This window comes from Halorubrum xinjiangense (assembly GCF_900102375.1).
GTDB classification, from domain to species: domain Archaea; phylum Halobacteriota; class Halobacteria; order Halobacteriales; family Haloferacaceae; genus Halorubrum; species Halorubrum xinjiangense.
This window is the reverse complement of sequence record NZ_FNBO01000002.1, coordinates 264960-284927: the sequence shown is the minus strand read 5'-3', so window position 1 is coordinate 284927 and position 19968 is coordinate 264960. Positions and strand designations below refer to the sequence as shown.

Below are 19968 nucleotides of genomic sequence, written 5' to 3'. Positions count from 1 at the left end.
CGCTCAGCGGCTCCGCCGCCCCTTCGTCTGCCGGTAGTCCCGACTCAACACATTCTCGCGCATGTGATCGCGGAAGGCGTCGGCCTCGTCGTCGCTCATTACCGTCGGCTCCTTCATCGGCACGAGTTCGAACCCGCGCCCGCGGATGGTCGTCGCGTGTTCGGCGTCGACGTCGAAGGAGTCCGGCCGACGCGTCGTGTACTCGACGGCCAACTCGCGGAGCGGTCGCTCGCCGACCGGCACGATTATCTGCGGGTTTATCATCCGGATCTCCGCGTTGAGGAAGGGCTCGCAGGTCTCTGCCTCCCAGTCCGTCGGCCCGCGCTCGGGGTGTCGACACCGCGTCAGGTTCGTGAAGAAGAGGTTTTGCACGTCCGGTTCCGCGGCGTCCGGCTCCGATCGGACGAAGCCGAGGTCGCCGAAGATCGACTGGACCCGCTCGCCGCCGCCCGAGCCGGTGAAGGGGACGCCGTTGCGCTCGGCGGCTTCGGTCGGCGCCGTCCCGACCACGAGGAACTCGGCGCCGACGTCGCCGTAGCCGTGAACGACGCGGTCGCGGGCGCCGCACAGCTCGTCGCAGTTCTCGCAGTCGGGGTCCATCCCGAACGGGTTCTCGAACTCCGTCTGGTTCGCGTCCACGGTTGCCATGCGCGCTCCGCGTTCCTAAACGCTCCGACGCGGACTGGACTCTGACGGCAGAAATGGAGGGGCAGCGCGTCGCCGGAACGCGACCGCTCAGTTCGGGACGTAGCAGTCGCCGTCGCAGTCGACGAGCCCCTCGTTGCGGAGCGTCTTCAGGATGCTGTATAAGGAGAGCTTCTTCATTCCGAGCGACTCGCCCATCTCCGAGACCGTGGCGTCGCCGTTCGTGGTCAGGTACAGGTACACGAGCTTGGCGCGGGGGGACTGGAGCTCCCGGGGCAGCGCCGGGGCCGCCGCGGACGCGGTTTCCGTCTCGATCATCTTGTCCGATACGTTGGGTTCGACGATAATAAACCCCCTATTCAACAGTCGTCGAAACAGTCGGAACAAGTCGGAGAACGCCTGAAACCGGCGATGTTCGCGGATTCACACGAAAAACGTCGATCGACGAACGATGAATCGACGCGTATCGACGCTCGGTTTCGACCGTCGACGGATAGGAAATCGTGAACGATCCGGATCGATCCGGCGAGAGCGGAACGAGCCCGCGGCGAGGCGCCGCGACCGATCGAGCGTCGCTGGCCGGCTCAGTACGAGCGGCTCTTCGGCTCGTACGTCTTGTTCTCGCCCTCGAGGACGACCGGCTTGTACCACAGCTCCGGCTCGCCGTCGTTCCACGAGATGAGCGTGTGTTTCAGCCAGTTCTCGTCTTTGCGCTCCTGGTGTTCCTTGCGCCAGTGGGCACCCCGGAACTCCTCGCGGGCGAGCGCGCCCATCGTCAGCGCCTCCGCGATGTCGAGAATGTTCCGCGTCTCGATGGTGTGGATGAGGTCGGTGTTGAACGTCCGCGACGGGTCCGACACCGCGACGTCCTTGTACGCCTCGCGAGCCTCGCGGAGGTCCTCGAGGGTCTCCTCTAACCGGCCCTCCTCGCGGAACACGTTGACGTTGGCCGTCATCGTCTCCTGAACGGCGGAGCGGATCTCCGCATGGTTGCGACCCTTGCGCGAGAGCAGCTCCTCAACGCGCTCCTGCGCCCGGTCGACGGCGCCTCCGACGACGCTCTCGGCGTCGGTCGCCACGGCGCCGCCGTCGGCCGCGGCCGTGCCCGAGCCGCCGGCCTCGCCGACCTCGACGCCGAACTCGTAGTCCGCGGGCTGCCAGTCGCCCGAGCGGCCGGTCTCGATCTCGGCCTCGCCCATCTCCTCGCCGGCGGCGTGGCGGCCGGCGCGTTTGCCGAAGACGATGAGCTCGGGAAGCGCGTTCCCGCCGAGGCGGTTCGCGCCATGGACGGAGGCGCAGGCGCACTCGCCGGCGGCGTAGAGGCCGTCGATGACGGTCTCGCCGAACTCGTTCGTCTCGATGCCGCCCATCGCGTAGTGCTGGCCGGGCTTGACCGGCATCGGCTCCGTGAGCCCGTCGGCGCCCTCGAAGTCCTCCGCGAGGTGGAGGATGTTCTCCAGGCGGTCGAGGATGCGCTCCTCGCCTAAATGCCGCATGTCGAGGTGGACGTACTCGTCCTCAATGCCGCGCCCCTCGTTGACCTCGGTCAGCTCGGCGCGGGAGACGACGTCGCGGGAGGCGAGCTCGCCGTCGTTGTTCGCGTACCCGTGTTCGAACATGAACCGCTCGCCCTCGCTGTTGTAGAGGATACCCCCCTCGCCGCGGACGCCCTCGGAGATGAGGACGCCGGTCGACGGCAGCGTCGTCGGGTGGAACTGGATGAACTCCATGTCCTCCATCGGGACGCCGGCGCGGTACGCCATCGCGACGCCGTCGCCGGTGTTCGCCACCGCGTTGGTGGTGTGGTCGAACACCTGCCCCATCCCGCCCGTCGCGAGGATGACGCCGTTCTCGGCGCGGAAGCCGCTTATCTCGCCGCTCTGGATGTCGTACGCGACGACGCCGTGGCAGGTCCGCTCCGCCGGGTCGTCCTCGTCGGTGACGGCCAGATCCATCACGTGCCACTCGTCGTACACCGTGATTCCCCGTTTGACCACCTGCTCGTACATCGTGTGGAGCATCTGGTGGCCGGTCTCGGCGCCCGCGTACGTCGTGCGCGGGAACGAGAGACCACCGAACGGCCGCTGGGAGACGCGGCCGTCGTCCTCGCGGGAGAACGGCATCCCCCAGTGTTCGAGCCGGATGACCTCCTCGGGGCTCTCCTGACAGAGCGCCTCGACCGCGGGCGCGTCGCCGAGGTAGTCGGACCCCTTCATCGTGTCGTACGCGTGGTCCTGCCAGGAGTCGGCGTCGCGCAGCGCCGCGTTGATCCCGCCCTCTGCCGCGCCCGTGTGCGACCGGACGGGATGGAGCTTCGACACCATCGCCACGTCCGCGCCCGCTTCCTGTGCCGCGATCGCCGCCCGGAGTCCCGCCCCGCCGGCCCCGACGACGACGACGTCGTGTTCGTACATTGTTGGTATGTATTTCCGTAAGTTCCGGAGTCCCTTGATACTGTCTGTCGGAATTACCAGAACTTCAGATTGTTTTTGACCGCCTCGCGCTTCAGCTCCTGGATGTGCTCGGTGAGGGGGATGTCCTTCGGACACACCTCCGTACAGGAGAACTGGGTCTGACACCGCCAGACGCCGTGTTCCTGCTCGATGATCTCCAGGCGCTTCTGTTTGATCTCCTCGCCCTCGCGCTCGTCCATCGCGAACCGGTATGCCTTGTTGATCGCGGCCGGCCCGAGATACTCGTTGTCGCCCGCGGCGATGTTACACGAGGACATGCACGCGCCACACCAGATACAGCGCGTGGACATCTTGATCTTCTCGCGGTTCTCCCGGTCCTGGCGCTGCTCTTCGAGCTCACCGTCCGGGTACTCGTTCGTCTGGAAGTACGGCTCGACGGCCTCCATCTGGTCGTAGAAGTGCTCCATGTCGACGACGAGGTCTTTCGTCACCTCGGCGTGGGGGAGCGGCTCGACACGGACCGGCTCGTCGAGGTCCGAGATCTGCGTCTTACACGCCAGCTTCTGGCCGCCGTTGACGAACATCGCGTCGGAGCCGCACACCGCCTGCCGGCAGGAGTGCCGGAAGGTGAGCGAGGAGTCGTACGTGTCGCGCGCGTACATCAACGCGTCGAGGACGGTCATCCCCTTCGTGAACGGGACGTGGAACGTGTCGAACCGCGGCTCCTGTTTCCCCTCGACCTGCGGGTCGTAGCGGAACACCTTCAGCTCAACCGTGCTCTCGTCTGCGGCCGCCTTCTCGGCCTCCTCCTCCTGTCGCTGCTCGCGGCGCTCGGCCGCGCGGCGGCGCTTCTCGGCGCGGCGCTCGTCGCCCTTCGAGGCCGGCTCCGTCTCGGCGTCGGCCTCGGTCGATTCCTCGGTCTGCTTCGGAATTTGCGTGCTCATGGTCTGTTCAGTAGAGTCCGATGCCCGCCCACGCGTTCGCGGTGCGGATTCCCTGGGCGATCAACACGACGCTCGCGGCGACGAGCGTCCACTTGATCACGGTGCGTTTCGTGCCGGTCAGCCCCTGATTGACTAAGGCGTTGTAGACGCCGTTGACCCCGTGGAACGTCGCGGTCACGAGGAAGAGGATCATCAGCGAGTAGTAGCTCAGCTGCTCCATCCGGGCGGAGCTGGCGAGGAACGACACCTCGTCGGCGTGGTGGACGAAGTGGAGCAGGAAGAAGTGGAACGCTAACACGACCAGAAGGAAGACCGCCGTGACCCGCTGGAGGAACCACATCCGGCCGCCCGACTGGAACGAGGAGTAGCGCTCGGCCATCTCAGAACGCCCCCGCGAGGAACGTCGGCACTGACGCGACGGTGATCGCTCCGGTCAAGATCAGCGACGCGTAGAAGCTCTTGTCCTGTGCGTCCAGCCCGACGCCGAGGTCGGTGAGGAGGAGCCGGGTCCCGTTGAGCATGTGGAAGACGGCGACGGCCAGCAGGCCGACCTCAAGGATACGGACGAGCAGCAGTCCCTCTAGCGAGACGATGGTCTGCGTGTACACGTCGTTTCCGGCGGCGATCGCCGCCTCGCCGGCACCGGCCGCCGGAATACCCGTACTCAACACGGCGATATGCGTGAACAGGTACCCGATGAGCACCCATCCCGTGAACTTATGGAAGATCCACGCCCACATCCCCGCCTCGAACTCCCGCCAGCGGCTGAAGTCCTCGATGAGGCCTCGATTGTACGACTGACTCATACCTAACGGTTCTGAACTGGGGTCGTATAGTAGTTTCTAACACGGCGGCCTTCGCTCCCGCGCCGCAGAGCGCCCAGCAACCGCGACACCGGTGAACGACGCCGTGACACGGACGCGGCGGCGCACCGCGGTCGGACTCGCGAACGACGCCCGCCGCCGAGGGGAGATCGTGACGTCTGGGATCCCGACCGTGACGGGCCCGTGAGACCCCGACCGTGACGGCCGTTCGATGGCCGGATCGCGACGGACGTTCGAGGGGCAGATCGTGACAGCGGGTTCCACGCCGCGAACCGTCGCGGAAGCCTTATATGTCCCACTCCCGCTTCTTCGGTCGCAATGGCGAAAGGCGAAGTTGACTTCTTCAACGACACTGGCGGCTACGGTTTCATTTCGACTGACGACGCGGACGAGGACGTGTTCTTCCACATGGAGGACGTCGGCGGCCCGGACCTCGAAGAGGGTCAGGAAGTCGAGTTCGACATCGAGGAGGCGGACAAGGGTCCGCGCGCGTCGAACGTCACCCGTCTGTAAGTCGGCGACGACACCCGAGGCGAATCGGCTTTTTGACTGTTCTCGTCCGCCGAGCGACAGCGCCGAACCGCGTTCCGCCGCGGACGGCCGCCCGCCTCGGCGCCGAGCGGTTTCGGCAGCGAACGACCCCGACCGATAGGGATTTACCGCTCGCTGACTGACCGGTCAGTCAATGAGCGACTCGCCGAGCGCGGCAGCGGAGATCATGGACGGGGTGTACGGCGCCCTCCGCGCTCACGGCTACGCCGACCTGACGATGCAAGACATCGCCGACGAGTGTTCGAAGAGCAAGTCGCTGCTCCATTACCACTACGACACGAAGGAGGACCTGCTCGTCGCCTTCTTAGAGCACATCATCTCCGACTCCGAGGGGCGGATCGCGGCCCGCGCCGACGACCCGCCCGTCGACCGGCTGGTCCAGTTCGTGGGGTGGTTCGTCTTCGCTCCCGAGGAGGCCGACCGCGAGGCGTTCCACATCGCCCTGCTGGAGCTGCGCACGCAGGGCCCGTTCAACGAGCGGATCCGCGAGCAGCTGGCGCGCAGCGACCGGCTGCTTCGGGGGACCGTCGCGGACATCCTCGCGGACGGCATCGAGGAAGGCGTCTTCCGCGACGTCGACGTCGAGGAGACGGCGGCGCTGCTCGTGGCGACCCTCGACGGCGCGCGGACCCGCCAGATCACGCTCGCCGGCTCCGTGCGGGACGACGAGCCCGACGGCTACACCCGCGAGGTCGCCGAGGCGGCGCTCCGGCGGATCGTCGGCCCGCTGCTCGCGGAAGGGGTGGACCTACCGCCGCTCGACGACGCGATCGAGGCGCTCCGACGTGAACCGGACGACTCGGATGGCGAGGGCGCAGACGAGCCCGAATGACCCGCCTCGGGTTCGAGCGGCCGCCGCCGGTGCTGCTCGCGGTGATCGCGAGTACGTTCTTCGTCGGGTTCGGCGGCGGGGTCGTCTTCCCGATCTTACCGAACCTCGGCGCAGTCCTCGGCATCTCGGCGTTCATGGTCGGCGCGATCCTCTCCGCGAACCGGTGGGTGCGGCTCGTCGCGAACGCGCCGGCTGGGGCCCTCGTCGACCGGTACGGGACGCGCACGCCGTTCGTCGTCGGTCTGTTCGTCGAGGGGGTCGCCACGCTCGGCTACGTCGTCGCGCTCGCGATGCCGCCCGCCGAGTCGCTCCGCCCGCTCGCGGCCTCGCTGCCGGCGTTCGCGGCCGGCCCGCTGGTCGTCGGTCCCGAGGAGTGGTTCGCGCCGATCGGGCTCGCCGTCGCACCCGAGACGTGGTTCCTGCTCGCGCGGATCCTGTGGGGGCTCGGCTCCGCGGCCGTGTTCGCGACCGCCTACACCATCGCGGCGGACCTCTCGGACAGCGGCTCGCGGGGGACGAACATGGGCATCGTCCGCGGCGGGATCACGATGGGGTTCCCGGCCGGCCTCGTGCTCGGCGGCGTCGTCTCCGCGGTCGCGGGCAACGTCGCGGCGTTCGCCGTCGCCGCCGCCTTCGCGCTCACCGCGAGCGTCGTCGCGTACCGGTACGTCCCGGAGACGCACGTCACGGGCGACCGCTCCGGGGACTCGATCAAGCCGTGGGAGGTCGACACCGCCGTCCCCGCCGTGACGGTCGGGCTGGTCAACTTCGGGCTGATGTTCGCCTACATCGGCGCGCTGTTCTCCACGCTCGTCCTGTTCCTCGGCGCGAACGACATCTCGCTTTTCGGCCTCGCCCCGCAGGGCACCTCCGGGCTGTTCATGGCCGGCACGGTCGTCTCGGCCGCGTTCTTCATGCTCGCGGGCGGCCGGATCTCCGACACGCGCGACTCCCGGACGCCGATCCTGCTCACGTTCCTCGTCGTCTCGTTCGTCGGGTTCCTGCTGCTCGCCCGGGCCGGGTCGGTCATCTCCTTGGGCCTCGCCTGCGTCTTCATCGGCGCCGGACAGGGCGGGACGAGCGGCCCGATGATGGCCCTGCTCGCGGACCTGACCCCCGACGAGCGGATGGGGCGCGCATCGGGGACGAATAACGTCCTCGGCGACGTCGGCGGGGGCCTCGGCCCGATGGTGTCGCTCCCGCTCATCGAGGCGGTCGGCTTCACCCCCATCTACGCCGCCTGCGCCGCCCTCCCGCTCATCGCCGGGGGCGTCCTCCTCCTCGGCGTCCGGCGGGAGACGGGCTCGTTCCTCCCCGGACGCGTCGCGGACGAGGCGGGTTCGAGCGACCCGTCAAAGGTCGTCGACTCGTAGTCGATTGCGCCCTCGACCCTACGTGGACACAATTTATAGATGATCGAGGCGGTGGCGCGTGCCGACGAGCGCCCGACAGGGCGCGAGTCGCACGCGCGAGGGAGTCGCTGGCTCCCGGAGCGAAGCGGAGGGTGCCAGCGACGAGGCTGGGGAGGTGTGAGGTGCTGTGCGGAGCGGTGCGGGGCGGGACTCAAAGGGGCAGCCGCGAGGGCGAAGGCGGCCGCAGCAAGCACCGCAGCGAACGAAGTGAGCGAGGAGCGCAGCAAGGCCCCCGAGTCCTCGCGGCTGGGGCTTTGGAGGTGTTCTCCGCGGCAGCGACCGCGTATCACCGAGCGGCTGGGGCTTTGGAGGTGTTCTCCGCGGCAGCGACCGCGTATCACCGAGCGGCTGGGGCTTTGGAGGTGTTCTCCGCGGCAGCGACCGCGTATCACCGAGCGGCTGGGGCTTTGGAGGTGTTCTCCGCGGCAGCGACCGCGTATCACCGAGCGGCTGGGGCTTTGGCGGTGTTCGGGGTCGACACGTCGGCAGCCATTTATAAGCGAGCGGCCGGAGGTTCGCTAGCGTTCCACTCGGTATCCCAGGCTCTTTTATAAACACGCGATGGCCCGACGTCGCTCGTCAAACGGGTCGTTCACCGCCGGTTACGCGATATATATGGTGTGCGAACCGCTATCGCCCCCTGCCCGAAAGAACAACCGTTAAAAGTCGGCACCGGGTTCGTACGGACATGGCTGGAACTATCGAAGCGCTCGTCCCCGGCGGGCAGGCCAACCCCGGCCCGCCGCTCGGTCCCGAGCTCGGACCGACGCCGGTGGACGTCCAGGACGTCGTCGCGGAGATCAACGACGAGACCGCTGCCTTCGACGGCATGGAGGTGCCCGTCACCGTCGAGTACGACGACGACGGCTCCTTCACCATCGAGGTCGGCGTGCCGCCCACCGCGGAGCTCATCAAGGACGAGGCCGGCTTCGAGACCGGCTCCGGCGAGCCCCAGGAGAACTTCGTCGCCGACATGTCGATCGAACAGGTGAAGAAGGTCGCCGAGCAGAAGTCGACCGACCTGCTCGCGTACGACACGAAGGCCGCCGCCAAGGAGGTCGGCGGCACCTGCGCCTCCCTCGGCGTCACCATCGAGGGCGAGGACGCCCGGACGTTCGACGACCGCGTCGACGCCGGCGAGTACGACGACGTCCTCGACGAGTAACGCTCCGTTTCGCGGCGCTGCGGTTTTCGGCGGCGTTTTCAGTTCTGATTAGTCACACCACGGGCCGCTCCGCGGGCTCCGGCTCGGGCGGTTCGGTCGCGACCGGCCGCACGTCGGCCCACGTCCAGCCGACGATCGCGGCCGCGGCGACGAGCGCGTAGAACTGGACGAACACGCCGGCGATCGTCCCGAGGATCGGGACCACGGAGAGCACGCCGATCGCGAGCGCGCCGGCGAGGACGACGACCGCGGCGGTGGCCCACCCGGTCGCGTACGCCCGCTTCGTGACGACGCCCCAGAGCGCGCCGACGGCGAACCCGTCGCCGACCTTCCCCGAGTCCGCCACCGCGGCCAGCGCCGCCGGCGTCACGTAGAGCCCGACGAGCGACAGGGCGAGGGCGACGAGCCCGACGACGAGGACGAGGACGCCGACGACGAAGGTACCGAAGAAGGTTCCCGCGCCGCCGTCGGCGGTCCCCGGCACCACGACGAACGCGCCGAGGGTCACCGTCGCGGCGACCGCGACGACCGCGAGCGGCAGCAGCGAGTAGACGAATGCGACGGCGAACGCCTTCAGTCCGTCGACGAAGAGCTCTCCCCACGCGCCGAAGACCGGCGGGTCGTCGTCGCCGTCGGCGGTCCGTCGCAGGACCCGGGCGAGGTAGCCAAAGACGAGGATCGAAGGGATGACGAGCGGACTCGCGAGGAGCAGGAGTCCGCCGATGACGGCGGTGGTAACGGCGTCGTCGCCGTCGCGGAGATAGGTGAGCGATGCTTCTATCATGGTGGTTCTCAGCGTCCGCACGCGCCGTGAGGTATTAAAGTGGTACGACGGCATTCAGCCGCCACCGGAGCCGACGGATTTTATCCGACCGGCCCCGACCCGTCGGTATGCCGGATCTACACCCGATCGCGAAGCGGATCCACAACGTCCAACCCCGACCCGTGCGGCTCGAACTCGACACCGGCGAGAGCGGCGTCTTCGAGTTCTCGTCGACGGAGTTCTTCCAGCGGGAGTTCCGCGGCGAGGGCGTCCGGACCGACACCGACCCCGACGCCGACGTCCGGCTGATCAGCTCCGACGACTACGAGCGGATCCTGCTCGGCCGCTCCGGCCCCGACGAGGAGGGGTGGTCGATGGTCGGCGAAGTGGTCGCGGCCGAGCGAGCCGAGGAGTAGGAGCGCGGCCGAGCGCACCGAGGAGTAGCCGGTCCGCGGCGGCCGCGGGACGCGCTCACCGGACGACGGTAACTGGCACCTCGGCACGGCGGACCACGCCCTCGGCGACGCTGCCGAGGAGGACCCGCGAGAGCCCGGTTCGGCCCCGGCTCGCCAAGACGACGTGGTCGAACGGCTCGTCGGGGTCGTCGCCGTCCTCGCCGACGGGCTTCTCGCCGCCCGCCACGCCGAGGATCGTCTTCGTCGGGCGCCCGACCTCCAGTCGCGTCTCGACCTCCCGATCGACCGCGTCGGCCGCCTCCGCGAGGACCCGCTCGCCGCGCTGTTTGGCGCTGGCGTACCACTGGTCGGACGCCCCCGGGAACCCGCCGTCCGCGCCGGTCGCCGAGTCGGCGGGGTTGATCACGTGGAGCGCCGTGAGGTCGGCGTCGGGCCACTCGGCGGCGGCGAACCCCAGCGCTTCGGCGGCCTCCTCCGACCCGTCGACCGCGACGAGGATGCGTTTGCTCATACGCGGCGGTTCGCCCGCTCCGGCTAAAAAGGGCGGCGGCGAGTTCGGGTCGGCGACAATCCGCGCGGGCGACGCGGATCGGGACCCCGCGATCGGCGAGGTCACAAAACACTTGCCTGCCGCCCGTTCAGCGATCCGCTATGGGAACCCCGTACGCGCAGTCGCAGCTGGCGTCGGTCACCGCCCGCGGCGGCGCGTGGCTCGTCGACATCGTCGCGAGCGTCGCCGTCGCAGCGGTCGTCTCGTCGCTCGTCGGCGTCGTCTCGGCCGGCCTCGCCGACCTCGCCTTCCTCCTCGTCACGGTGGGATGGTACGTCGTCTCGGAGGCGGTCTGGGGCAACACGCCGGGGAAGTGGGCCGCCGGGATCGAGGTCGTCGGGACGGATGGCGAGGAGGTCTCCGCGCTCGCCGCTGTCACGCGGAACGTCACCAAGATGCTCGGCGGGCTCTCGCTCCTGCTGATCCTCGCGGGCGTCGTGTTCATCGCCGACTCGCGCGAAAACCAGCGGCTCGGCGACCGGTTCGCGGACACGATGGTCGTGCGGGCCTAACTGGGTCCCGCCGTCAGTCGTGCCGGGTCACGCACTCCGAGAGCCCGATCAGCTCGACCGGCTCCGAGTTGTCCGGCGAGTAGACGACCATCTGTCCCTTCTCCATGTACGGCACCTTCCCGGCGAGGTTCGTCGGGATGTTGACGCTGGAGATCGCGTCCTCGTCGCCGAGGTTCAAGACGATCTTCGTGTTCACCTGCTTGAACACCGACTCGGCCACGTCCTGCGGGTCTTGGGTGATCAGGAAGAGCCCGAGCCGCTCCTTGCGGCCCTGCTTGGCGGCCTCCGTGAACTTCTGGACCACCTTCTGGGCCTGGACGTTGTCGGCGTCGGCGAGGAAGTTGTGCGCCTCGTCCATCCCGACCAACAGCGGCGTCTCCTTGATCCGGTCGCTCTCCGGGTCGTTCGAGAGCTTGTCGTCGATGAGCAGCCCCGCGACCGCGAGGACGACGATCTCCTTCTGCCGGGAGGTCGGCAGGTGGTAGGTGGGGACGACCGAGAGCCCGCCGGGGCGCACGAGCGTGTGGTCTAACTCCGTGATCGGCTTCGCGTCCTGGTCGAACACGCCGCTCGGGACCCCGCGGACCCGCCGCTTGACGGCGTCGAACGTCGCCTCGTGGACGCGGCCGCCCTCGTGGAGCTCCTCTTTGAGCGCGGGATCGTCGAGGTACGAGAGGAACTGGCTGTAGGTGCCCGAGTCGCCGTAGCTGTCGAAAAAGCGGTTGAGTAGCGTCAACAGCGCGGGGTACTGGTTGTCGTTGAGCCCGGAGCCGGCAACCAGCCACGGCATGTCGTCCGCCAAAGAGAAGGGGATCGTGAACTCGACGCGCTCGGCACGGTGCCCCTCGCCGGGGTACGTCGCGTTCGCGACGCGGGGCACGAGCGCCACCGTATCGTCGTGGCCGCCGTGGGCGATCCCCTCGCGCTCTAAGCGTCGCGCGAACGCGTCGTCCAAGTCGGGGTTGTCGTCGTGCATCTGCGCGTACTCGTCTTGCGGGTCGAACTGGACGACCGCCATCCGCGACTCGCGGCCGTCGCCCATCGGGTAGGTCCGGTCAGAATCGAGGTACTGCCGGAGGACGTTCTTCGAGGCGTGGGTCTTCCCCGACCCGGTGCCGCCGGCGACGAGCGTGTGGCGGAAGGCGAGCGGGTCGCCGTCGGCGTAGTCGTCCTTCACGCGGTAGTCGACCGTGGGCGGCTCCGCCGCGGTCCGGACCTTCTCGCCGCCGACCGAGAGGTGCCCGAGGAAGACGCCGTCGTCGGGGATCTTCAGCCCCGTCTTGATCTCGGCGTCGTCGGCCGCCTCCTCGACAACGGCGCCGGGCTTTGGCACCCGGTCTGTCATCCGCCGTTTCATCCCCTCGCCCTCGCCGTAGACGACGGACATCGGCTCCAAGTCGGCGACGAACTTGTAGTCGCGCTCGGCGAACTCGTCGCGCCGCATCTGCCGGCGGGCGTGGATCTCCGTCGCGTCGTCCGACTGGAACTCCTGTGCGTACTCCAACCCCGTGATCCGGCAGAACAACCGCTCGCCGTCCGGATACGGGATCAGGAGGTACTTCCCGAGGCGCACGGACTCGCGGTTGCCCGTCGTGACGAACGCCTTCAGCGACGTCTCGTCTTCCTCCTCGGCGACGCGGAGCCCCTGCGAGACCGACACGACGCCGAGCCCCGAGTCGCTGCCGGCCGGCGTCGCCTCGTAGTCGGCGAACGCGTCGTCCTCGCGGTCGTCGCCCGCGTCAGGCTCGGGCGCGTCCGGGGGCGCCGCGCCCGCCGCGCCCCCGCCGTCGGCCGCGGACTCGCCTCCGGGGTCGATCGCGGAGTCAGCTCCGCCGTCGCCGCCGTCCCCGGCCTCCACGGCGCCGTCCGCCTCCCCCCGAGCGCCGCCGTCGCCGTCGCCGTCACCGGTGAACTCGGTGAAATCCTCCAGCGTCATGGCGTATTCACCGGTCGCCGGGCCGAAAGCGTTTGCCCTCGCGTCGCGCGAGACGTGACTCCCTCCCGCGGCGCCCTTATCCCGCTCGACCCCGTACCCGTGGCATGATACTCGTTCGCGGCAGCGGCGGCGGAACGGACCTCACCGGCACGGTGTTCGAGCGCGGCGAGGAGCCGCCCGCGTACAAGGGTGCGCCGAACGAGGACGCGCCGTACGTGTGGGTGTGTGACTCCTTCTACGAGGTCGAGAGCGGCGGCTCACCGCTCGTCGTCGACGGCGAGGAGATCCGCGTCGCCTTCGAGGAGCCGATGCCACGCGGGTTCGACACCCGCGACCAGGCGGTCGAGGCGGCCCGCGACCACGTGCGGACGCAGTTCGCGCGGATCGGCGTCGACCCCGCCGACGTCGCGGTCGAGGTGACCGCGGCAGACCCCGCCTGAGACCGTCGGACGGAGACCGCCCGCGGCCACCCTTTTACCCGTTCCGCCCCGGTACGGCCCGTATGTCCGACCCACCGGAGGACTTCGATCCCGAGTCGCGGGAGGAGCGCGAGGTCGCGGCCGCGGCCGCGACCGACCGGTCCGACTTCCTCTCGCTGATGAGCCACACCTACCGCGGCGAGCTCGGGCGGACGAGCTCGTGGCGGACCCGCATCGACCGGACGACCAACTGGGCGGTCGTGGTGACGGCGTCGCTGCTCACGTGGACCTTCTCGAGCGAGTCGCGGCCGCACTACGTGCTGCTCATCGGGCTCGTCATGCTGAGCGTCTTCCTCGGCATCGAGACGCGCCGGTACCGCACCTTCGACGTCTGGCGGTCCCGCGTGCGGCTCTTAGAGGAGAACGTGTTCGCGAACGCGCTCGACCCGGAGGGCGTCGAGGAGTCGAACTGGCGGCGGCTCCTGAGCGCGGACCTCCGCGAGCCGACGATCAAGATGCCGACCGTCGAGGCGGTGTCCCGGCGCCTCCGCCGGGTGTACACGCCGCTCTTCTCCGTGCTCATCGCCGCGTGGGTCGTCAGGCTCACCGTGTTCACGCCGTCCGGAAACGGCGTCGTCGCGACCGCCGCGGTCGGCGCGATCCCGGGCGCGTTCGTGCTCGCGGTCGTGGCCTGCTTCTACCTCGTCGTGCTGCTGCTGACGCTGCGGCGGGCCCCGCGGCGGGCCAAAGGCGAGATGCAGGCCGCCGCCGAGACCGACGACTGGAAGTGAGTCGGCGGCACCCCGCCCGCAACCCCTTTTCGCTCCCGGCCCAACCGGACTGTATGGCCGAGCTACCGGACCGCGTCGTGGGCGACGCGCGGACGAGCGACTTTGGGTGGAACCTCCTCACCGACCTGACCGACATCGGGAACCGCATGGCGGGATCGACCGGCGAGCGCCGCGGCGCCGAGCGCGTCGTCGAGGCGTTCGAGGCCGCCGGTCTGCGGAACGCCGGCCTCGACGAGTTCGAGATCCCCGGCTGGTGGCGCGGCGAGTCGTCGCTGTCGGTGTCGGGCCCGGTCGAGCGCCGCCACGAGAACTCCCACGAGGTGATCGCGCTGCCCGGAACCCCGAGCGGCGAGGTGAGCGCCCCGCTCGTCGACGTCGGCGACGGCACCGACGAGGAGTTCGCGGAGGCGGGCGAGGACCTCGACGGCGCGGTCGCGATGGCTTCCTCGCGCACGCCGGAGAGCCACGACCGGTGGATCCACCGGATGGAGAAGTACGTCGCGGCCGCCGAGCGCGGCGCGGTCGGGTTCGTCTTCCGGAACCACATCGAGGGGGCGCTCCCGCCGACCGGCGAGATCGGCTACCACAACCGACCTGGCCCGATCCCCGCCGTCGGCGTCTCGAAGGAGGTCGGGGACCGGCTCTCGCGGCTCGCCGAGGCGGCCGAGGGTGACAGGGAACGGGGCGGCGACGGTTCGGGAAGCGGCGCCGCCGCTGGGGACCGCCCGACCGTCTCGCTCGACGTCGACTGCCGGAACGAGCCGACCACCTCGGTCAACGCGGTCGCGGAGGTCGGGCCGGAGACCGACGAGGCCGTCTACCTCACGGCGCACGTCGACGCCCACGACGTGAGCGACGGCGCCAACGACAACGGCGCGGGGTCGGCGCTCGTCGCGGAGGTTGGCCGCCTGCTCGCGACCGTCGAGGGCGACCTCGACACCCGGGTGCGGCTCGTCACCTTCGGCTCCGAGGAGATCGGGCTGTGGGGGGCGTACCACGCCGCCGAGACGACGCCGGAGGATGAGATCGCCTGCGTGGTCAACCTCGACGGCGCCTGTAGCTCGCGGAACCTCCGCGTGGGGACGAACGGGTTCGACGGGATGCGCTCGACGTTCGAGGCGGTCGCGGCGGCGTTCGACACGCCCCTGACGGTCGGGGAGACGATCTCGCCGCACGGCGACCAGTGGGCGTTCGTCCAGGAGGGGATCCCGGCCGTGATGGCGTCGACGACGAGCGACCAGTCGGGTCGCGGCTGGGGCCACACCCACGCCGACACCCTCGATAAGCTCGACTCCCGCGATCTCCGCGAGGTGGCGACGCTCGTCGCCGCGGCCGTCTACCGGTTCGCGACTGGCGAGGTCGGGGCGACCCACCGCTCGCGGGAGTCGATCCGCGACGCCATCGACGAGGGCTACGTCGAGGAGCTGAAGACGGGCGGGCGGTGGCCCTACGGCGAGTGACGGCGACGGAGGCGGCGGAGCGAAGCGGCGGCGAGAACGAGTCCGAACGGGCCCGGCGCGGTGGCTCACGGGCCTCGCGACGGTCCGCCGCCCGACTCACTCCTCGTCGGAGCCGTCGCAGACGCCCAGCGGGAGCGACTCGGGGGCGTCGCCGTCGGCGTCGAGACCGGCGTACGCGTCGTCGATGAGCCGGGCGACCAGCGTCTCGGGGCTCACGCCGCGGGCGGCGGCGAGGGCCGCGAGGCGCTCGCACTGCTCGTCCGGCACGGAGACGGTTCCGTCGTCCATGCGCGGCGCTCTGTCCCGAAGCTACAAAAGCGTTGGTCTGACCCCGTTCACGCCGCATCTGTTCGATCTCGCTCACGGACCGCGCCGACCGGCTCGCCCTCGGCGAACCGATCGAACAGCGCGTTCATCACCGCGGACTCGGCGCGCGAGAGGTGTTCCCACACCGTCGTCGAGCCGAGTCCCAGCTCGGCGGCCACCTCCTCGACGCCCACGCCGCCGCCGTGGTCGTAGTAGCCCGCGGCGATCGCGGTCGCGAGGACCTCTCGCTGCCGGTCCGTGAGGTCGTCGAGGAGACCGGACGCGGGCAGTTGCGGCGAGCGCTCGATCGACGCCAGCTCCACGTTCCGGGCCAGCTCCACCTCGTTGCCGCCGCGTTCGAGCTCGCGCATCACCGCCGAGAGGTCGTCGTCCTCCCCCAGGTACGCCGTCCAGCGCTCGACGCCGCCGGAGATGGTCGTCCCCGTTCGGTAGTGGATCCCCATGCGCGAGAACCGGTCCCCGATCCCGTCCCAGTCGGCGGCCGCGGCGTCGATCGTCAGCGCGACGTAGGCGTGGGTGCCCTCGATCGGCGCCAGCGGCTCGGCGGAGACGATCAGGTCGAACTCGCGGAACTCCTCGACGAACGACTCGATCTCCGCCGGCGGCCCGGTGAGCTCCGCGATCCGCTTGCGCTCGGGCCCGCTCCCGGTCATCGAGGAGACGGACCGGTACCGCACCTCCGGGTGGCGCGCGCTCACCTCGCACTCCGGCTCCCCCGCGTGGTGGATCCGGAACGTCACTTCCCGCATGGGTGATCCGATGTCGCCGACGTTCAAACGGGTTCCGGACCGTCGCGAGCCATTTATACCTCCGACCGCGCAACCGAGGACGTGGTGGCGATGACACGTAGCGAGCGGAAGCCCACCCCTTCAGGGTGGATCTGAGCGACACCATTCCGTAGTAAACCACACGCTACGACTCGTCTGGATGTTCCACGTTAGCGAGTCCAGTGTTGACTAACTCGGTGTACGCTTCGGTGAGGGTTCGGTCGGTTTCCTCGGCCCACTCTTTCACTTGTCCGTGGAGCGACCACGGAATATCCACGTTTGGACGCATCAGTGACAAGACTTTAGGACCGCAAGACTATATCAATTGGTGTCGTGAGGCGAACCAACACGTTCGCGGTACGCCCGCTCTCCGACAACGATAAGCGGCTACTGCGGGATCTGTTGGACGCCTCTGCAAGCCTGTGGAACGAGTTGAACTACGAGCGCCGCCAGCAGTTCTTCGACGGCAAAAGCGTGTGGGACACCGCCGACTACCGGAAACAGTACGTCGATGTGCTCGGCTCTGCCACCGCACAGCAGATCATTCGGAAGAACACATCCGCGTGGCGGTCGTTCTTCGCCGCCCGCGAAAACGGAGAGAACACTGCTCCGCCGGGCTACTGGGGCAACGAGGACGACGGCAGAGAACTCCGCACGTTCATCCGCAACGACCAATACACGCTGGAAACCGGCGAGCGATCACGAGTTGAGATCCCAGTCGGCCACGCCCTGAAAGACGAGTACGGACTTGGCTATCACGACCGCCTGCGCCTCGAAGTTGCTGGCAACCCGAAGTGGGATGGCGAACAAGGTCGCTTGGAGATACAGTACGATGAGACGGACGACACGTTCAGGGCCTTTCAGCCTGTCACCGTACCTGATTCTCAGCAGGATTCACCACTGGCTTCGCACGAAGCCGCGCTGGACGTGGGCGCAAACAATCTCGTCGCCTGTACTACCACGACTGGACAGCAGTACCTCTACGAGGGGCGCGACCTGTTCGACCGCTTCCGTGAGACGACCGCGGAGATCGCTCGGTTACAGTCCAAACTCCGTGAGGGACGATACAGCAGCCAGCGGATACGACGGCTGTATCGCACACGGACGAGACGGCGCAACCACGCACAAGACGCACTGGTTCGACACCTGATGGAACGGCTCTACGCCGAAGGGGTCACCACGGTATACGTGGGCGACCTCACGGACGTTCTTTCGACGCATTGGTGTGCCGAGGTGAACGCAAAGACGCACCAATTCTGGGCGTTCCGGGCCTTCATCGAGCGGCTGTCCCACACCGCCGAAGAATACGGTATCACGGTCGAGGTACGGTCAGAAGCCGACACAACGCGAACGTGCCCGACGTGTGGCGAGCAGGACGACACCGACCGGGACGGCGACGTGTTCCGGTGTCCGTGCGGTCACGAAGCCCATGCCGACCTGTGCGCGTCTCGCACGTTCCTCGACAAGCAGGCTGACGAACCCGTTAGGTCGATGGCACGGCCCGTGCGCCTCAAGTGGGACGACCACACCTGGTCGGAGCTATCACACTCTCCCGGGAGGGCCAGTCCCAACGAGGAGCGCACAAACCGGAGTACTGGGGACGGGAAACTTGCCTCTGTGGGGACAGCATAGCCAACATCCCTACCGGAAGAATCCCACTCCTGAAGGGGTGGGAGGATGTCAAGAGTCGGTTACCCCCATAGGAGTCGATTTTTATTAGCAGATATTAATTACAAGCAGGATACAGCGGTACAATCAGCTGTTACAGTAGAATCCGATCTAGGTTAGAGAAGACGTTTGGCCGCTACCCAATTTGTACTTACCACAGTTCCGAGAATGTATCACAATTAAGGTTTTCAGTTAAGCCAGACTTGTGAAATCCGGTTTAGCAGACTCATTTACACAGATACAGTCACATTATGAGTCATCATGAAGGAATGACGTTGCTCTCTCCTCTTCACAAGGAATGATATCACCGCTCTCAACTTTTTGTGTCTGTTCGCCGATTCCCGACTGGGGCAAGTAGTACATTTCTCCTTCTTTGAGTTCTTTATCGCAGGAAATCCAAGTTCGTTTTAGAATATTCTCCCAGTGTAACTGTACACGATATGAGTCGCCAAACGTACTCTCTACTTCACCAATGACTGGTGTATCGTAGCTCAGAGCTTCCATTAACGCAGTTACATCCGCATAGATGTCCTCAAATTGATCCTCTGATATAACCTCATCGCGGTTTGATGTGACCCCTGGATCCCTACCGTGATTTAACGCGTTCCTCAGCTGTGTAACTGGCTGGCTTCCTACAACTGCGGTGTCGATCTTATTTTGAATAATGTCGTATGCCTCCAGTTGTTTGCTCGCCTCAGTGTCAAAGAATTGAATATAATCGCCGATTGCGAACGGACGGTTCCCCTCAACTTCTTTAGCCCACTGATCACCCCAGTAGTTATGACCGTGATATTCTGTGATGATTGCTAAATGTTGTTCCAAGGGTATGATAAGATCGCGCACTAGCGAAGAATGGTCCCCAAAAGTGGTTTGACGATCTGTTCGCACCTGACTGAGTCTATTTGTAATATGACTTGGAAGAGATAGTTGCCAACTCGTTTCGACTGAAACCTGCTCAAGTGATTTATCAACCTGAGGTAAATCCTCGATAGAGCCGTCCTTTACAGTTTTATTATGAAATTGGTGGATATTGATATTCTCTGATGAGCTAATCTCATATCCAATCGGAATATCCCAACTATCTTCAGATTTAATATCTAGTCGGCAGCTAAAATCAATAGGATCTGATAGCGAACTGGGCCCAGTCTGAAAGTATGCCCAATCAAAATATACTCCCGTCGAACTGAGGCTGCGTTCGTATCCTCGTGTCATAATACCCACTATTCATCTAATTGTAATGAATCTGGTTGCCCACCTGTCTATCAATGGAAACACCTTCTATCGCAATCAGTTTATAATCGTGAGCGAGTACGTCGGACTGTGGTGGCCATGACGATCCGTTACCCCCTCTCGAGCCCCTTGTGATGAAGACTTCCTACCGAGCCACCACTTCCACTCTCTGAGTGACTTCTATTACATACCATACTGTGAGATCTACAAATAGTTCTCGGCTCACCCCCACTGAGTTCCTTGTGACAACGTATTTCACCGTGTTACCATTACCGTACTCACCAGCACGCGGCTGGTCCGCACCCTGAACGGTCGTCGTCACGTCGCGGAGCGCCGCTTCC

The 19968-nt window shown here is 66.9% G+C and carries 22 protein-coding genes; 10 read left to right on the top strand and 12 right to left on the bottom strand.

Annotated features, from left to right (window positions below; genetic code table 11):
- Positions 1 to 3 precede the first annotated feature (3 nt).
- The 6 genes from F3H13_RS04320 to sdhC form a co-directional block, all read right to left on the bottom strand.
- On the bottom strand, positions 4 to 639 hold the full coding sequence (locus tag F3H13_RS04320) for a uracil-DNA glycosylase (RefSeq protein WP_149797874.1): 636 nt from the start codon (positions 637 to 639) through the stop codon (positions 4 to 6).
- 96 nt (positions 640 to 735) lie between these two features.
- Positions 736 to 963, bottom strand: a complete 228-nt coding sequence (locus F3H13_RS04315) for a helix-turn-helix domain-containing protein (RefSeq protein ID WP_053770751.1) — start codon at positions 961 to 963, stop codon at positions 736 to 738.
- A 266-nt stretch (positions 964 to 1229) separates the two neighbouring features.
- Positions 1230 to 3059, bottom strand: coding sequence for an FAD-binding protein (locus tag F3H13_RS04310; RefSeq protein ID WP_149797820.1), 1830 nt, complete (start codon positions 3057 to 3059; stop codon positions 1230 to 1232).
- 53 nt (positions 3060 to 3112) lie between these two features.
- Positions 3113 to 4003: a succinate dehydrogenase/fumarate reductase iron-sulfur subunit gene (locus F3H13_RS04305; RefSeq protein WP_149797819.1), complete on the bottom strand. Its 891-nt coding sequence runs from the start codon at positions 4001 to 4003 to the stop codon at positions 3113 to 3115.
- A gap of 7 nt (positions 4004 to 4010) precedes the next feature.
- A complete protein-coding gene (locus F3H13_RS04300; RefSeq protein ID WP_004596874.1) occupies positions 4011 to 4382 on the bottom strand; it encodes a succinate dehydrogenase hydrophobic membrane anchor subunit in 372 nt (123 codons plus the stop codon).
- Between the two features lies 1 nt (position 4383).
- Positions 4384 to 4809, bottom strand: coding sequence for a succinate dehydrogenase, cytochrome b556 subunit (gene sdhC, locus F3H13_RS04295; protein ID WP_149797818.1), 426 nt, complete (start codon positions 4807 to 4809; stop codon positions 4384 to 4386).
- A gap of 336 nt (positions 4810 to 5145) precedes the next feature.
- Here sdhC and F3H13_RS04290 point away from each other — a divergent pair, with 336 nt between their 5' ends.
- The 4 genes from F3H13_RS04290 to F3H13_RS04270 all read left to right on the top strand — a co-directional run bounded on the left by F3H13_RS04290 (position 5146) and on the right by F3H13_RS04270 (position 8788).
- Positions 5146 to 5340, top strand: a complete 195-nt coding sequence (locus tag F3H13_RS04290) for a cold-shock protein (protein WP_004596869.1) — start codon at positions 5146 to 5148, stop codon at positions 5338 to 5340.
- 172 nt (positions 5341 to 5512) lie between these two features.
- Positions 5513 to 6211: a TetR/AcrR family transcriptional regulator gene (locus tag F3H13_RS04285; RefSeq protein WP_149797817.1), complete on the top strand. Its 699-nt coding sequence runs from the start codon at positions 5513 to 5515 to the stop codon at positions 6209 to 6211.
- The gene (locus F3H13_RS04280; protein WP_149797816.1) at positions 6208 to 7584 is read left to right on the top strand and encodes an MFS transporter; all 1377 of its coding nucleotides are present in this window, start codon (positions 6208 to 6210) and stop codon (positions 7582 to 7584) included. The genes F3H13_RS04285 and F3H13_RS04280 overlap by 4 nt, the downstream gene beginning before the upstream one ends.
- Before the next feature lie 727 nt (positions 7585 to 8311).
- A complete protein-coding gene (locus F3H13_RS04270; RefSeq protein ID WP_149797815.1) occupies positions 8312 to 8788 on the top strand; it encodes a 50S ribosomal protein L11 in 477 nt (158 codons plus the stop codon).
- A gap of 52 nt (positions 8789 to 8840) precedes the next feature.
- On the opposite strand, the gene F3H13_RS04265 is transcribed toward F3H13_RS04270, so the two are convergent.
- The gene (locus F3H13_RS04265) at positions 8841 to 9572 is read right to left on the bottom strand and encodes a DUF4013 domain-containing protein (protein WP_149797814.1); all 732 of its coding nucleotides are present in this window, start codon (positions 9570 to 9572) and stop codon (positions 8841 to 8843) included.
- A 107-nt stretch (positions 9573 to 9679) separates the two neighbouring features.
- Here F3H13_RS04265 and F3H13_RS04260 point away from each other — a divergent pair, with 107 nt between their 5' ends.
- Positions 9680 to 9967: a transcriptional regulator gene (locus F3H13_RS04260; RefSeq protein ID WP_149797813.1), complete on the top strand. Its 288-nt coding sequence runs from the start codon at positions 9680 to 9682 to the stop codon at positions 9965 to 9967.
- A gap of 55 nt (positions 9968 to 10022) precedes the next feature.
- Here F3H13_RS04260 and F3H13_RS04255 read toward each other — a convergent pair whose 3' ends face one another.
- Positions 10023 to 10478 (bottom strand): universal stress protein, encoded by a 456-nt coding sequence (locus F3H13_RS04255; protein ID WP_149797812.1) that lies wholly within the window; start codon positions 10476 to 10478, stop codon positions 10023 to 10025.
- A gap of 140 nt (positions 10479 to 10618) precedes the next feature.
- On the opposite strand from F3H13_RS04255, the gene F3H13_RS04250 reads away from it, so the two are divergent.
- The gene (locus tag F3H13_RS04250) at positions 10619 to 11029 is read left to right on the top strand and encodes an RDD family protein (RefSeq protein ID WP_149797811.1); all 411 of its coding nucleotides are present in this window, start codon (positions 10619 to 10621) and stop codon (positions 11027 to 11029) included.
- A gap of 13 nt (positions 11030 to 11042) precedes the next feature.
- Here F3H13_RS04250 and F3H13_RS04245 read toward each other — a convergent pair whose 3' ends face one another.
- Entirely contained in the window at positions 11043 to 12965 is a 1923-nt protein-coding gene (locus F3H13_RS04245; RefSeq protein ID WP_149797810.1) for an ATP-binding protein, read from the bottom strand.
- Between the two features lie 104 nt (positions 12966 to 13069).
- On the opposite strand from F3H13_RS04245, the gene F3H13_RS04240 reads away from it, so the two are divergent.
- The 3 genes from F3H13_RS04240 (at position 13070) to F3H13_RS04230 (ending at position 15635) form a co-directional block, all read left to right on the top strand.
- Positions 13070 to 13405, top strand: coding sequence for a DUF7113 family protein (locus F3H13_RS04240; RefSeq protein ID WP_149797809.1), 336 nt, complete (start codon positions 13070 to 13072; stop codon positions 13403 to 13405).
- Positions 13406 to 13467: 62 nt separating this feature from the next.
- Positions 13468 to 14175 (top strand): DUF2270 domain-containing protein, encoded by a 708-nt coding sequence (locus F3H13_RS04235; protein ID WP_149797808.1) that lies wholly within the window; start codon positions 13468 to 13470, stop codon positions 14173 to 14175.
- Between the two features lie 53 nt (positions 14176 to 14228).
- The gene (locus F3H13_RS04230; RefSeq protein ID WP_149797807.1) at positions 14229 to 15635 is read left to right on the top strand and encodes a M28 family peptidase; all 1407 of its coding nucleotides are present in this window, start codon (positions 14229 to 14231) and stop codon (positions 15633 to 15635) included.
- A 96-nt stretch (positions 15636 to 15731) separates the two neighbouring features.
- Here F3H13_RS04230 and F3H13_RS04225 read toward each other — a convergent pair whose 3' ends face one another.
- Both F3H13_RS04225 and F3H13_RS04220 read right to left on the bottom strand, forming a co-directional pair.
- Complete coding sequence (locus F3H13_RS04225) at positions 15732 to 15923, bottom strand: hypothetical protein (RefSeq protein ID WP_149797806.1); 192 nt, start codon at positions 15921 to 15923, stop codon at positions 15732 to 15734.
- Positions 15924 to 15970: 47 nt separating this feature from the next.
- Complete coding sequence (locus F3H13_RS04220; protein WP_149797805.1) at positions 15971 to 16711, bottom strand: helix-turn-helix domain-containing protein; 741 nt, start codon at positions 16709 to 16711, stop codon at positions 15971 to 15973.
- Between the two features lie 351 nt (positions 16712 to 17062).
- Between F3H13_RS04220 and F3H13_RS04215 the strand changes: the two genes are divergently transcribed.
- Complete coding sequence (locus F3H13_RS04215) at positions 17063 to 18361, top strand: RNA-guided endonuclease InsQ/TnpB family protein (RefSeq protein ID WP_149797804.1); 1299 nt, start codon at positions 17063 to 17065, stop codon at positions 18359 to 18361.
- Between the two features lie 285 nt (positions 18362 to 18646).
- Here F3H13_RS04215 and F3H13_RS04210 read toward each other — a convergent pair whose 3' ends face one another.
- A complete protein-coding gene (locus tag F3H13_RS04210) occupies positions 18647 to 19609 on the bottom strand; it encodes a hypothetical protein (protein ID WP_149797803.1) in 963 nt (320 codons plus the stop codon).
- Positions 19610 to 19968: the final 359 nt, after the last annotated feature.